Below are 13866 nucleotides of genomic sequence, written 5' to 3' on the forward strand. Positions count from 1 at the left end.
GGCACGCCTAGCGTCCTTACCGGTGGTAATGGCATCGTTGCCGGGCATCGGCTGATTCGGTATGGTGGGTCATTCACCCATCTACTTATCCGAAGAGATTGCGCATGACTTCCGCCGCAGACCAACAACCGCCGCCGATCCGCACCGACGTCCTGATCGTCGGCGCCGGCCCAGTGGGGCTTTTCGCCGCTTTCGAGGCGGGCGTGATCGGCCTGTCCTGCCAGATCGTCGACGGGCTCGACAAAGTCGGCGGCCAGTGCATCGAGCTCTATCCGGACAAGCCGATCTACGACATTCCCGCTATTGCGTCGTGCACCGCGCGTGAACTGGTCGAGCGGCTGCTGGCGCAATGCAAGCCGTTCGATCCGCCTATCCACCTCGAACAACGGGTCGAGTCGGTCGAACAAAGCGACAACGGACGCTGGACGGTACGCACCGATCGCGGCCTCGTGTTCGATGTCGCGGCGATCCTGCTCGCTGCCGGCAACGGCGCATTCGTGCCGCAGAAGCTGGCGCTGGCCGAAGCCGTGCCGCTGGAGTCGCGTCATGTGCACTACAGCGTGCCGCGTCTCGCTGACTTCGCCGACAAGGTCGTGGTCGTGGCCGGCGGCGGCGATTCCGCGCTCGACTGGGCGCTGGCGCTGCGCAAGGTCGCGCGCCGGGTGACGCTGGTGCATCGGCGCAGCGGTTTCAGTGCGGCTGATTCGAGTGTCGCGTCGATGCGGCGCGCGGTCGAGGCGGGCGAGATGGACTTCATCGTCGGCGCGATTGTGGGGCTCGACGTCGAAGGCGATGCATTGAAGTCGATCACGTTGCGACATATCGAGGGCGAGACGCAACTCGCGGCCGAGCATCTCGTCGCGCTCTATGGACTTGTTGCCGATCTCGGGCCGATCGCGCAGTGGGGCTTATCGATTCACGCCGGGCGCGTCGATGTGGATACGTCGAACTACGAGAGCTCGCGGCCCGGCATCTTCGCGGTGGGCGACATCGCCAACTATCCGAACAAACAGAAGCTGATTCTGTCGGGTTTTCATGAGGCGTCGCTGGCGCTGCGGCGCGCGTACTCGTACGCTTACCCGGACAAAAAGCGCGTGCACGTGCATTCCAGCTACGACGCGAAGCTGGCGGAAAAGGTCAGCGCCGCCGGGTGACTACCTTGCGGAGATATCGAGTTCCTGATTGATCGAGCCGGTAGTGATCCGCAGGTCACTACCGGCTCTTTTCTACACGCCGTTATTTCCCGGCGGGTTGGCTCGCGGCCGCGGCCGCGCTCGCTTCCTTGTCCTTCTTCTTGGCCTCGTGATGGCCGATCGCGCACCCGGCCGCCGCGCCCGCTACGCCATGGCCACCCGCGACGTGGCCGGCCACGCCGCCCACGACCGCGCCTTTCGTACATCCCTCGGCTTGCGCGGCAGTGCAGGTGATTGCCAGCGCGGCAGCGAGAGCGAGGGTGGTGAATGCCTGTTTCAATTGCGACTCCTGTTGTTTGATGATGGTGCGATCAGGGAGTAGCAATTGCGGGGCCCGGCGATCCAGCCGGCGCTTTTCTCGACGCGAACGCGGGCGCCGGGCCTTTCTCGCGGACCTCAGGTGAAACCATAGGCGAAGCAGGCGGTGATTGGCGGTGTATGCTTTTGGCCGTAGACCTTATTTTTGACCACAATGAAACAGCTCGATGTCCCTTCCGCCGGCGAAAACGACAAGGCCGCCAAAGTCCCGGCCTCGGCCCACCCGGGCGCGGCTGTCGAGATCGATTACTGGGCGCTGCTGCAGGCGATCGAAGACTATGCGATCTTCCTGCTCGATCCGACCGGACGGATCGTGAGCTGCAATGCCGGCGGCCACAAGCTGACGGGCTACTCGGACCAGGAGATCGTCGGCGAGCACTTTTCGCGCTTCTATACCGAGGAAGCCGTGGCGCGCGACTGGCCCGCCTACGAACTGCAACAGGCGTCGCTGACCGGCCGCTTCGAGGACGAAGGCTGGCGCAAGCGCAAGGACGGCACGACGTTCTGGTCGAATGTCGTGATCACGTCGATGCGCAACGACGCGGGCATACTCACCGGCTTTGCCAAGATCACGCGCGATCTGAGCGCGCAACGCGAATACGTCGAAGCGCTGCGTCAAAGCGAAGAGCGCTTTCGTTTGCTGGTCGACTGCGTCAAGGATTACGCGATCTTCATGCTCGATCCGCAAGGGTACGTGGTGAGCTGGAATTCGGGCGCCGCGCGCATCAAAGGCTATACGCGCGAGGAAATCGTCGGCCGGCATTTCTCGACCTTCTACGTACCCGAGGAAGCGGCGGCGGGCAAGCCCGCGCGCGAACTCGCAATTGCCCGGCAGATCGGCCAGGTCGAGGACGAAGGCTGGCGCGTGCGCAAGGACGGCACGACCTTCTGGGCCAACGTCGTCATCACCGCGGTGCATGACGAATCGAACCGGCTGCGCGGCTTCGCCAAGGTCACGCGCGACCTGACCGAGCGGCGTCAGCGTGAAGAACTGGAACGTTCGGGCGAACGCATGCGCCAGTTTCTCGCGACCCTCGCCCATGAATTGCGCAATCCGCTGGCGCCGGTCCGCAACGCGATCGGCGTGATGCAACTCGAAACCGGCGTGAGTCCCACGCTGGCGCGTTCGCGCGACCTGATCGACCGGCAGGTCACGCATCTCACGCGCCTCGTCGACGATCTGCTCGACGTCGGCCGGATCATGTCGAACAAGGTCGAGTTGCGCCTTGGCCGTGTCGATCTGGCCGAGGTCATGGCGCGCGCGATCGAGGCCGCCCGGCCGTTTACGGATGCGCACGAGCAGCGGGTCGTCCAGCATATGCCCGAAGAGCCGGTGATCGTGCGCGGCGACATGACGCGCCTCGTGCAGGTGTTGCAGAACCTCTTGCACAACGCGGCAAAATTCTCGCCGGTCGGCAGCGCCATCGAGGTCGCGGCGCGTATCGACTACCACATGGCCGTGCTCGAAGTGCGCGACGCGGGTTGCGGCATTCCTGTGCGCTCGCTCGACAGGATCTTCGAGCTGTTCGCTCAGGAAAAGGACGGCCAGCATTCCGGCGAGGGCGGTCTCGGCATCGGCCTCACGTTGTGCAAGTCGCTCGTCGAGATGCACGGCGGCAGCATTATTGCGAGCAGCGAAGGGCCGGGCTGCGGCAGCACCTTCACGCTGAGTCTGCCGCTGGCCGCCGCGCCCCCCGAAGCGACGGGCGATGAGGCGAACGCGGCGAACACCGAAGTCGGGCCGCTGCGCATTCTGCTGGTCGACGACAATCGCGATTCGGCCGACAGTCTCGCCATGCTGCTCGAACTCAAAGGCCACGAAGTGCGCATTGCCTACGAGGGCGAGCAGGCGGTGCAGGTCGCGCCGCGCTTTGCGCCTCACCTCGCGGTGATCGACATTGCGATGCCGAAGATGGACGGCTACGAGACCATCGCGGCGCTGCGCGCGATGCCCCAACTTGCCCACACCCTGTACGCCGCCATGACCGGCTTCGGCCAGGTGAGCGATCGTGAGCGCACCCGCGAAGCCGGTTTCCATGCGCATCTCGTGAAGCCGGTTGGACTCGAGCTGTTCGATGCTCTGCTGGCCGACGTGGAAGCGCGGCGCAGCGGACGCGGTCCCGGTTAGCCCTTCGACCGAGGCTCGCTTCCTTCGTACCAGCGCGGTGTGACGGCTTGCGTGCATCGGCACTCCTGATTCCTGAAGAAAAGTGGTGCGTGTCCCGGCGTTCGGCGTCGGAGGCACGCCGCTTGCTGCGGGTCTTTTGTGCGCGGTGGTCCCTTGAGAGTCCGCCGGCAATCGATCGAACAGTTTCAGGGAGGCACGATGCTCGATACGCGTGATCGTGCGGCCGGCGTCAATGCGCGGCCGCCGCAAGGCTCCGGCATGACCGCGTCCCGCGATTCCCATGCAGCCGCGAACAGGGGCCGGAAGGACGCGCAACCTGCCGGGTCGCTTGAAAAATTTCTGCGTGATACGCCTTTCGATCCCAACGACTCCGCCGCGCTCGGCGACGTGTTGCGCGCGCTGGTCGAACGCGGCTTTGACCGCGCGCCTTTTTTGCCCTTGCCCGGCCATGGCGAGACGCTCGTGCGCTGGCGTAGCCTCGCTGCGGTGGCCGCATGCGATCTCGGGCTCGTCAAGCTGTTCGAAGGACACACGGACGCGCTCGCGATTCTCGCCGAGCTTCGCGGCCCCTCGCCGCCCGTGGAAAGCCGCTGGGGTGTCTGGGCCGCCGAGCCGCCCGATGCGCGCGTGCAGGCGCTCAAAGTAGGAATCCGAAGCGATGGTGAGGACCTCCGTCTCATCGGCACGAAAGCCTGGTGCTCCGGCGCGCGTGTCGTCACACATGCGCTCGTTACCGCATGGTTGGACGATGAGCCGGTGCTGGCGGCCGTCGCAATGAATCAGCCGTCCATCTCGATCGACACATCGAAGTGGCAAGCGGTCGGCATGCAGGCCACGGCAAGCGCCGACGTGAGCTTCGACCGCGCATCGGCGACACTTGTGGGCGGCGCGCATGGCTATGTACAGCGTCCCGGCTTCTGGCACGGCGGCGCCGGCATCGCCGCGTGCTGGTATGGGGCCGCCGCGCAGATCGGCCGGATGCTGCGCGACGCGTGCACGCAGCGCGCGGATCCGCATCGGCTCGCTCATCTCGGCGCGGTGGAGGTGGCATTGGCCGCCGCGGCCGCGGTGTTGCGCGAGACCGCCGCGCACATCGACGCCCATCCGCAAGCCGATTCGCAACGCGAGACCATGCGCGCGCGCCTCGTGGTGGAAGAGGCCTCGACTGCCGTGATGAATCACGCGACGCGTACGCTGGGCGCCGGCCCGTTGTGCCGCAACGCGCGCTTCGCGCGTGCGCTGGCGGATCTGCCGGTGTTCCTGCGGCAGAGCCACGCGGAGCGCGATCTCGCCGCGCTCGGCGAACTGATCGCAGCGGCGCAAGCCTCCGACGCACGCGATGATCCTGATGCCGGAGGTGGCCCGTGGATGCTCTGACGCCATGCACGGAGGGCCGCTGACATGAGCTCACCGGCTACCTACTTCGATGAACTCTATCGACACAGCGACGATCCGTGGAAGTTGCGCGAAGGCTGGTACGAGAGCCGCAAGCGTTCGTTGACGCTCGCGTTGCTGCCGCGTCCGCGCTACCGGAACGCCTTCGAACCCGGCTGCGCGAATGGCGAACTGACCCTCGAGCTGGCAAAGCGCTGCGACGTGCTGCTCGCGGCAGATCTGCATGAGCGCGCGGTCGAACTGGCGCGCGAGCGCGTCGCCGGCATAACGCACGTGCGTATCGAACAGCGCACGGTGCCGCGTGAGTGGCCAACCGAGGCCGGCCCATTCGATCTGATCGTGATCAGCGAATTCGCGTATTACCTCGATTCGGCGGAGCTCGAAACACTGGCTTCACGGATCGCCGCCTCGCTTACCACGGACGGCACGCTGCTCGCCTGTCATTGGCGCCGGCCCTTCGCCGAAGCGCTCGAATCCGCCGAAGCCGCGCATGCGCTGTTCGATGCGCGCTGCGGCCTCACGCGTCTCGCGCATCACGATGAAGCCGATCTGCTGATCGATGTCTGGTCGCGCGACGCACGCTCGGTCGCGCAACGCGAGGGGCTCCTATGATCGGCGTGATCGTCCCGGCGCATAACGAAGAGGCGTTGCTCGCGCCTTGTCTCGCTGCGTTGATCGCCGCTTCGCGCCATGAGGATCTGGCGGGCGAAACGGTGCGCATCGTGGTCGTGCTCGACGCATGCGACGACTTCAGCGGCGCGATCGCGCGGGCCTACGGCGTCGAGACGCTGACGCTGAAGGCGCGCAATGTCGGCATTGCGCGCGCGACCGGTGCGGACTTCCTGCTGGCGGACGGCGCGCGCTGGCTCGCATTCACTGACGCCGACAGCCGCGTCTCGTCAGGCTGGCTGGTCGCGCAGCTTTCGCTGGATGCGGACGCGGTGTGCGGCTCGATTGCAGTCGACGACTGGACCGCGCATCCGCACAGCGTGCGCGAATATTTCCGCAAGACTTACGTGGATGCAGACGGTCATCGTCACATTCACGGCGCGAACCTCGGCGTGTCGGCGGAGGCTTACCGGCGCGCGGGCGGCTTTCCGCCTCTCAAATGCAGCGAGGATGTCGCGCTGGTCGACCGGCTCATCGCGATCGGCGCGCGCATCGCATGGAGCGCGGCGCCGCGCGTCATTACGAGCGCGCGGGCGGCGGCTCGCGCTCGGGGCGGCTTCGGCGATACGCTTGCTTCGTGGGCGGCCGCCGGGTAAGCGGTCGCCGCTCGCTGTCAAAGGAGGGCGACGTGATGGAAGCGATCTTGCTGCTATTCGGTCAAGGCAGGACGCTCGACCCGCTGCAGATGGCCATGCGCGCGATCGTCGTGTTTCTGATCGCGCTGGTGCTGATCCGGATTTCGGGCCGGCGCTCGTTCGGACAACGCTCGCCGTTCGATTCGGTAGTGGTGATCCTGCTCGGCGCGACATTGAGCCGCGCCATCGTCGGCGCGTCGCCGTTTATCGCCACGGTGGGGGCGTCGCTCGTGATCGTCATCAGTCACCGGGCGCTGGCGTGGGCGTGCATGCGCTCGCGCGCGCTGGAGCGGCTGGTGGGCGGCGTCGAGCGCGAGGTCTTCAGCAACGGTGAGTTCAACGCGCGCGAGATGGACGCCGCGCTGATCAGCCGAACCGATGTTCAGGAAAGCGTGCGGCAGAAAATCGGCTCACGTTCCATGGAAAACGTGGCCGCGGCGATTCTCGAACGCAACGGCGAAGTCAGCGTGATCCGCAAGAAGGCGTGAGTCGAACGGGTCAGCCCCGGCCGCCGCGCGCGATTTCCTCGCCGGCGCCGCGCGGCATGCGCAGCGTGACCGGAATCGACGCAAACGAGCACAGCCCGACCACCAGAAACGCCGGCCAGAAATCCGACCATGTGATGCCCGGATGCCCATGCAGCACGCGCGAGATCTGCAGCACGATGCCGCCGATCGTCACGCCGAGGCCGAGCGACATCTGCTGCACGACGCTGCCGAGACTCGTGGCGCGGCCCACGTCGCGGCTCGCGATTTCCGCGTAAGTGAGCGAGTTCAGACTCGTGAATTGCAGCGCCGGGAAGAAGCCGCCGAGCAACACGACAATCCAGATGATCCAGGTCGGCGTGCCGGGGAAAAACAGTCCGCAGGCCGCGATCGAGAGTCCTGACAACGCGGCGTTCACCACCAGCACCGAACGGAAACCGAAACGATGCAGCACGCTCGAGGCGACCGTGCGCATGAACATGCCGCCGAACGCAGACGCGCAGGTGATCAGGCCGGATTCGAACGCGCTCATGCCGTGGCCTTCCTGCAGCATCAGCGGCAACAGGAACGGCAGTGCGCCCAGGCCGATCCGGAACAATGAACCGCCGAGCACGCTTGCCTGGAACGTCGGCACCTTGAAAAAGCGCAGGTCCAGCAGCGGCAGCGGGACGCGCTGCGCGTAAGCGACATAGCCCGCGAGCAGAACCGCGCCGCACGCGCACATGCCGAACGCGTCGCCGTTCGAAATCAGTTCGCCGCCGACCAGCGACAGCCCGAGCAGAAGCAGCACCGCACCCGCCGCCGACAGGAAAAAACCGATCCAGTCGAGCGGGCCGGGATCCGGCTCGCGCGTGTTGGCGATGTGCTTGTTAGTCAGGTAGATGCCGAGAATGCCGATCGGCACGTTGATGAAGAAAATCAGACGCCAGTGCAGATAGGTCGTGATGAAGCCGCCTAGCAGCGGCCCCGCGGCGGGGCCGAGCATCGCGGGGACGCTCAGATAGTTCATCGCGCGGATGAAGTCGGCTTTGTGCACCACGCGAAAGATGATGATCCGCCCAACCGGCACCATCATCGCGCCGCCCACGCCTTGCACGAAACGCGCGAGCGTGAAGGTGGCGAGAGAATTCGACGCGGCGCACAGCAGCGAACCCGTCACGAAGATGCCGATCGCCGTGCGGAAGATCGTGCGTGCGCCGAATCGGTCGGCGAGCCAGCCGCACACGGGGATGAACACGCCGAGCCCCAGCACGTAGCTCGTGACCGCGATTTTCAGCGTGACCGGATCGCGCCCGAAGTCGCGCGCCATGGCGGGTAGCGCGGTCACGATCACGTTGGCATCGACGCTTTCCATGAACATCGCGCACGCGACGATAAGGGGCGCAATCAGGGCTTTCTGGACGGCGGTCATGAAGGCGGGCTGCGGCGAACGGTCGCGGGCAAAGGGGTCATTATTGCACCTGTACGGTGCGGATTGTTAACAGCGCGGGGACCGATGCCACCCTTTTTAAGATTGGGCGACTGCGCATGTGACCGTCGCGCAGAGGTCCACGGCTTTTTTGATATTTGTTGCGGTGCGGCAGAAGAGGGTTATAATCGGGTTATTGCCTAGGTATAAACCCTATACAGGAGTCTGCCATGAACACCGCTTCCAACGCTTCCGCCGTCCGCGCTACCGTCGCCGCCAACAACACGTTTTTCGGCAAACTGCGCGCCTTGGCTCTGCATGCACTGAACCTGCATCTGCAAAACTGCGCCGTGATCGCGGAAGCGCATCGCCGTCCGGAGTAAGACAAAGGGCGCGCCGCACGCGCTGACGGATAGAGCAGGGGCCGGACATGCATCTCTGTCATCCGCACGTCGCCACTGCTTAGCATCATTTCCGCGTCACTTATGCCCGCCAGGCCGCGATATCATCGCGGCCCGCCCGCATGCGCTGCGAGCGTTGCGCGATCCGCTTCCTCCATCACTCGAATATCGTTGCAGCGGCAGCACGCGCGTAATTCGCGCGTTTTGAGCGGCTTTCGTGACGCCGTTCGAGTTCCAATCTCGTACGGCATCGGACCGACCATCGTGGCCTGGCTTAGTCGCGCGCGCGGCTCGACACCTTCACTGCGGCCTTGCGTTCCACGGTCGCTCGCGTGGCCAGCGCGCTCATCAACAGCGCCATCGACACCAATCCGACCAGATACACCCCCGCCATCATCCAATCCTGTTCCGCCATCTTCATTCTCCTTCACGTACCGAATTTCACCCGGCAAATGCGCCGCGTTTCACTGAGCTATTGCTCTCGATTACGGCACGCGAAGAGAAAATCTTGATGCTGCGCTTCAACGCCTCGAGCGATACGGCATGCGCACACAATCGACGCAACGTCGAATCTTCATTCGCAGCGCGCAAATAGCGTTTAAACTTCAGCCCCCTGTCAGCTATCAGGCGCGTCTCATCGCGGCCCAATCGGCAATATCGACCGCTTTATTCACGCAGGTCGCCGTGGCGCGCCGCGCGGCGCTTTCAGATCCATTGGCGTTATCAGGTTAAACCCCCGCAATACGGCTGACGCTGTCAACCTTTTCACCCCTGTGCCGTTATCCATTTGTAATCGCCATTAACCGGCGATGCCGCGGCAGACGATCCGTCGTCGCAACAGCTCCACGCAAGGCCCAGCATTGACCATGTTCCATCGATATAACTATAAATTCGACCGGCTAGGCGCGATGTTCGACCGGGCATCGAAAACGCTCGGCAACCAGGGACTTCTCTCGCCCCTGCTCGCGCTCGGGATTGGCGCGTTGCTGCTGGTCGTCTTGCAACACCTCTCGCAAGCAGTCGACTATCGCTCGGTGATGCGCGAGTTGCGTCGACTGACGGCCGGCGAATGGAGCGCCGCGCTCGGCGCCACCGCGCTCAGCTATGTGGCGCTGGTCGGCCGCGATGCCGTCGGGTTGCGCTATCTGGGCGCGGTCGTGCCGCGTGTGGCGCTGTGGATCGGCGCAACGGCGGGCTCGGCGCTCGGCAACGCCACCGGTTTCGGCGCGCTGACAGGCGGCGCCGTGCGCGCGCGCGTCTACGGCGTGGCGGGCGTCACGCCGGCACAGATCGGCCGCATGACGGTGTTCACGAGCGTGTCGCTCGCGCTCGCACTGGCGCTGATGACGGCGCTCGGCATGGTCGGCGTGGCGGGCACGCTTGCACCGATGCTGCATCTCGAACCCGTCACGCTGCGTTGGATCGGCATGGCGCTGCTCGCCGTGCTCGCATTGGCGGCCGCCGCCTGCCGCGGCGAAACGCGCCCGGTGCGCACGCGCTGGCAGTGGCTCTCGTTCGATATCCCCGCACGCCGCGATCTGTTCGCGCAAGTGGCGCTCGCGGTGCTCGACGTGGTGGCCGCCGGCCTCGCCTTATGGGCGCTGTTGCCGCATGCGGACGTGAGCTTCGTGACCTTCATCACGGTGTACGCCGCGGCCATGCTGCTCGGCATGATCGGCCACACGCCCGGCGGCGTCGGCGTGTTCGAAGCAGCGATGGTGTTCACGCTGAACGGCAGCGTGCAAACGCATCAGATGGTTGCCGCCTTGCTCGCGTATCGCGCGATTTACTTCGGTGTCCCGTTGATCGTCTCGGCCGCGCTGCTCGCCGGTTTCGAAGGCCGCGCGCTGAAAAGCCGTTTGCCGCTGCAGCATGCCGCTGCGGCGTCGAAGCTCGCGCCGCTGTTTCTGAGTCTCGTCACCTTCGTGGTCGGCGGCATGCTGGTGATTTCCAGCGCGACGCCCGCGTTCTGGCAACGCATTCACATGCTGCGCGACGTGCTGCCGCTGTGGGTGCTCGAAAGTTCGCAGATGCTTTGCAGCGTGCTCGGCGTGCTGCTGCTGTTCGTCGCGCGTGGTTTGCTGCGGCGCCTGGACGCCGCGTGGTGGATGACGCTTCTGCTGGCGGTGCTGAGTCTCGCGTTGTCGCTGACCAAAGGTCTCGCGTTCGTGGAAGCCGGCGTGCTCGGCATGCTGGTGGTGTTGCTGCTGTCCACGCGCAGGCGTTTCAACCGTCATTCGTCGCTGTTCGCGGAGCGCTTTACGGCGGGCTGGCTGGTGTCGGTTGCGATGGTGCTGATGCTGGCCACATGGGTCATGCTGTTTGCTTTCCGCGACGTGCCGTACACGCGTGACCTGTGGTGGCAATTCGCCTTCGACGAACGCGCCCCGCGTGCATTGCGCGCGACGCTGGCCGCGAGCCTGTTCGCAGCGACGTTCTCTTTCTGGCAGTTGCTGCGTCCCGCGCCGGGGCGCTTCGTCAAGCCGGCGCCGCAAGATCTGCACGACGCGGCGCGCATCGTACGCGCGCAGGAACGCAGCGACGCCGGTCTCGCGCTGATGGGTGACAAGAGCTTCCTGTTCTCCGAGTCGCGCAAGGCTTTCCTGATGTACGCGAAATACGGCCGCACGTGGGCCGCTTTGCACGATCCGGTGGGTCCGCGCGAAGAGTGGGCCGGTCTGATCGGCAAGTTCGTCGCTCTCGCGCACACGCACGGCGGGCGCGCTGCGTTCTATCAGGTGCGCGCCAACGCATTGCCGCTTTACCTCGACGCCGGTCTCACGCTGATGAAGCTCGGCGAGGAAGCGCACGTCGTGCTCGACGATTTCGACCTGAAGGGCTCGCATCGCGCGCATCTTCGCTATGCGTTAAAACGTGGCGAGCGCGATGGCTTCACCGTCGAAGTGATCGATCAGGCGAACGTGCCCGCGTCGCTCGACACGTTGCGCGAGATTTCCGACGGTTGGCTCGACAGCCGCGACGCGCGCGAAAAGAGCTTCTCGGTGGCCGCCTTCACGGACGAATACCTCGCCGCGCAATCGGTGATGCTGGTGCGCCAGAACGGCGAGCCCGCTGCCTTCGTCACCTTCATGACGACCGACATGAACACCGAGGCGACCGTCGGCGTGATGCGTCACGTGGAAAGCGCGTCGCCGTATGCGATGGAATATCTGTTCACGCAGCTGGCGCTGCATCTGAAGCAGGCGGGTTTCCGCTCGCTCAGTCTCGGCATCGCGCCGCTCTCCGGCATGCAGCCCACGCCGCTGGCGTCGCGCTGGCACCGGTTCGCCGGCATCGTATGGCGTTTCGGCGGCCGTTTCTATAACTTCCGCGGACTGCGTGCTTTCAAGAGCAAGTTCCAGCCGCATTGGGAGCCGCGCTATCTCGCGGCGTCGGGTTCGGTCGGCGTGTTCTTCACGCTCGCGGACCTGTCATTGCTGGCAGGAGGCCGGCGTTCATGACATTGCATTCGTTGTTCAAGCTCGCTCTCGCAGCGAGCCTCGTGACCGGTGGCGCGCTCGCGCACGCGGCAACCACCACGGTGCCCGGCGGCCGTTATGGCGACGTCACGGTCACTCAGCCGACCGGTCCGTTACGCGGCTTCGTGGTGCTGTACTCGCAAGCGAGCGGCTGGAGCGCGGCGGACCAGCAGAGCGCTGATGCGCTCGCCAAGGCGGGCGCGTTGACCGTCGGTGTCGACACGGCTCGCTACGCCGCCAATCTGGTCGCGAAGAAAGAGGCCTGCCATCAACTGGTGGGCGATGCGGAAGCGTTGAGCCATCAACTCGAACGGCAATCGCAGTCGAGCCATTACTTCGCGCCGATCGTCGCGGGCACGGGGCAGGGTGCCACGCTCGCCATGCACGTGCTTGAACAGGCGCCGTCGAATACGATCGCCGGCGCGGTCGCGGTGGATGCCGAGCACACGCTCGATGCACGCTTTCAGCCTTGCCCGCCGGACCCGACGATTATCCGCGACAAGGTGCCGGGTTTCGTCGAAAGGGCGGCCACGGGTAACGCCGATCGCGCGCGCCTCGTCGCGTTGCTCACGCCGCATTTGCAGGCCGTGTCGACGAGCGACGACGACGTTTCCGATCTGCCGCTCATCGAATTGCCGGCGGCGCATCCAAACGGCCTGATGGCCATCGTGATTTCCGGCGACGGCGGCTGGCGCGATCTCGACAAGACGATCGCGCAGGCTTTGCAGAAAGACGGCGTCTCCGTGATCGGCTGGGACAGTCTGCGCTATTTCTGGAGCGAGAAGCCGCCCGCGCAAACCAGCCGCGACCTCGCGCGCGTGATGCAAACCTACGGCGCGCGCTGGAATGCGCAGCATGTCGCGCTCGTCGGCTATTCGTTCGGCGCGGATGTGATGCCGTTCGCCTATAACCGTCTGCCGGAAGCGTTGCGTGCGAAGGTATCGCTGATCGCGCTGCTCGGCTTCGCGCCGGATGCCGATTTTCAGATTCGCGTGGGCGGCTGGCTCGGCATGCCGGCAAGCGACAAGGCGTTGAAGGTCCAGCCGGAATTGACGCGCGTGCCGCCCGCCATCGTGCAGTGCTTTTACGGCGAGAACGAGAAGGACACCTTGTGTCCGACGCTGACCAAAACCGGCGTCGAGGTGATTCGCACGTCTGGCGATCATCACTTTGGCGGCGATTACAACTCGCTTGAAAAGCGCATTCTCGGCGCCTTCAGGAAGCAGAGCGGGGTGCATTGATCGTCGCATCGCGCAGACTCAGCGTCGTCGTCACGATGCTGTTCATGACGGCGGGCAAGCACGGCGGCGAGCGCATGTCGCAGGCATGCGCTCGCCGCGGCGCGCATGGCAATTAGCGGGGATTGACAAAGCGCCTCAAGTCAACGAAGATCGAACGCATGAACTGCCTCGACATCCGTATTGCGCTGATTATTAGCATCATTCATCGAATGGTGGGTTAGCGCGCGTCGGATAGCAGTGACACATAACCCGCCCCACGAGGCGGGTTTTTTTATGTCCGCTTGCAGCCTGCCTCCTGGTGAACTCTCTGCTGATTCGTCCTTGCCGCACAGGAGCTTGCCTTGTCGTTACACCAACTCAAACAGGTGGCCGAAGCCGCCGATAGCGTCGCGCTTCGCCACGACTACCTGAAAAAAACGCTGACCGCGCGCGTCTACGACGTGGCCCGCGAGACCGAACTCGAACGCGCGCCGAATCTGTCGGCACGTCTGCGCAATCCGGTCTATCTGAAGCG

At 65.0% G+C, this 13866-nt stretch carries 12 protein-coding genes and 1 pseudogene; 10 read left to right on the forward strand and 3 right to left on the reverse strand.

All coding sequences use genetic code 11. The annotated features are described in order from the left end of the window. Positions 1-104 precede the first annotated feature (104 nt). Positions 105-1154 carry an NAD(P)/FAD-dependent oxidoreductase gene (locus tag B0G75_RS30630; protein WP_106313770.1) on the forward strand — a complete coding sequence of 350 codons (1050 nt, stop codon included), beginning with the start codon at positions 105-107 and terminating at the stop codon, positions 1152-1154. Positions 1155-1236: 82 nt separating this feature from the next. On the opposite strand, the gene B0G75_RS30635 is transcribed toward B0G75_RS30630, so the two are convergent. Beyond that, entirely contained in the window at positions 1237-1473 is a 237-nt protein-coding gene (locus B0G75_RS30635) for a hypothetical protein (protein WP_106313771.1), read from the reverse strand. Between the two features lie 192 nt (positions 1474-1665). Between B0G75_RS30635 and B0G75_RS30640 the strand changes: the two genes are divergently transcribed. The 5 genes from B0G75_RS30640 to B0G75_RS30660 all read left to right on the forward strand — a co-directional run bounded on the left by B0G75_RS30640 (position 1666) and on the right by B0G75_RS30660 (position 6826). Beyond that, positions 1666-3639, forward strand: coding sequence for a PAS domain S-box protein (locus B0G75_RS30640; RefSeq protein WP_106313772.1), 1974 nt, complete (start codon positions 1666-1668; stop codon positions 3637-3639). A 198-nt stretch (positions 3640-3837) separates the two neighbouring features. Then, the gene (locus B0G75_RS30645; RefSeq protein WP_106313773.1) at positions 3838-5016 is read left to right on the forward strand and encodes an acyl-CoA/acyl-ACP dehydrogenase; all 1179 of its coding nucleotides are present in this window, start codon (positions 3838-3840) and stop codon (positions 5014-5016) included. 24 nt (positions 5017-5040) lie between these two features. Next, positions 5041-5646, forward strand: a complete 606-nt coding sequence (locus B0G75_RS30650; protein ID WP_106313774.1) for a bifunctional 2-polyprenyl-6-hydroxyphenol methylase/3-demethylubiquinol 3-O-methyltransferase UbiG — start codon at positions 5041-5043, stop codon at positions 5644-5646. Beyond that, positions 5643-6299 (forward strand): glycosyltransferase family 2 protein, encoded by a 657-nt coding sequence (locus B0G75_RS30655; protein ID WP_106313775.1) that lies wholly within the window; start codon positions 5643-5645, stop codon positions 6297-6299. The genes B0G75_RS30650 and B0G75_RS30655 overlap by 4 nt, the downstream gene beginning before the upstream one ends. A gap of 35 nt (positions 6300-6334) precedes the next feature. Beyond that, positions 6335-6826, forward strand: coding sequence for a DUF421 domain-containing protein (locus B0G75_RS30660; RefSeq protein WP_374956933.1), 492 nt, complete (start codon positions 6335-6337; stop codon positions 6824-6826). 10 nt (positions 6827-6836) lie between these two features. Here B0G75_RS30660 and B0G75_RS30665 read toward each other — a convergent pair whose 3' ends face one another. Beyond that, entirely contained in the window at positions 6837-8234 is a 1398-nt protein-coding gene (locus B0G75_RS30665) for an MFS transporter (protein ID WP_106313777.1), read from the reverse strand. Positions 8235-8461: 227 nt separating this feature from the next. Here B0G75_RS30665 and B0G75_RS40845 point away from each other — a divergent pair, with 227 nt between their 5' ends. Next, complete coding sequence (locus B0G75_RS40845; protein ID WP_165923831.1) at positions 8462-8614, forward strand: hypothetical protein; 153 nt, start codon at positions 8462-8464, stop codon at positions 8612-8614. A gap of 292 nt (positions 8615-8906) precedes the next feature. Here the strand turns inward: B0G75_RS40845 and B0G75_RS40850 are convergent, their stop codons facing one another. Next, entirely contained in the window at positions 8907-9047 is a 141-nt protein-coding gene (locus B0G75_RS40850) for a hypothetical protein (protein ID WP_181309386.1), read from the reverse strand. A 493-nt stretch (positions 9048-9540) separates the two neighbouring features. On the opposite strand from B0G75_RS40850, the gene mprF reads away from it, so the two are divergent. The 3 genes and pseudogenes from mprF to B0G75_RS30680 all read left to right on the forward strand — a co-directional run. Next, positions 9541-12093: a bifunctional lysylphosphatidylglycerol flippase/synthetase MprF gene (mprF, locus tag B0G75_RS30670; protein ID WP_258194790.1), complete on the forward strand. Its 2553-nt coding sequence runs from the start codon at positions 9541-9543 to the stop codon at positions 12091-12093. Further along, positions 12090-13352 (forward strand): virulence factor family protein, encoded by a 1263-nt coding sequence (locus B0G75_RS30675; RefSeq protein ID WP_106313778.1) that lies wholly within the window; start codon positions 12090-12092, stop codon positions 13350-13352. Before mprF ends, B0G75_RS30675 begins: the two co-directional genes overlap by 4 nt. Before the next feature lie 341 nt (positions 13353-13693). After that, a pseudogene (locus tag B0G75_RS30680) lies at positions 13694-13866 on the forward strand (threonine ammonia-lyase, biosynthetic); the annotation flags it as partial.

Source organism: Paraburkholderia sp. BL18I3N2, assembly GCF_003001875.1.
In the GTDB taxonomy this organism is placed as follows: Bacteria; Pseudomonadota; Gammaproteobacteria; order Burkholderiales; family Burkholderiaceae; genus Paraburkholderia; species Paraburkholderia phytofirmans.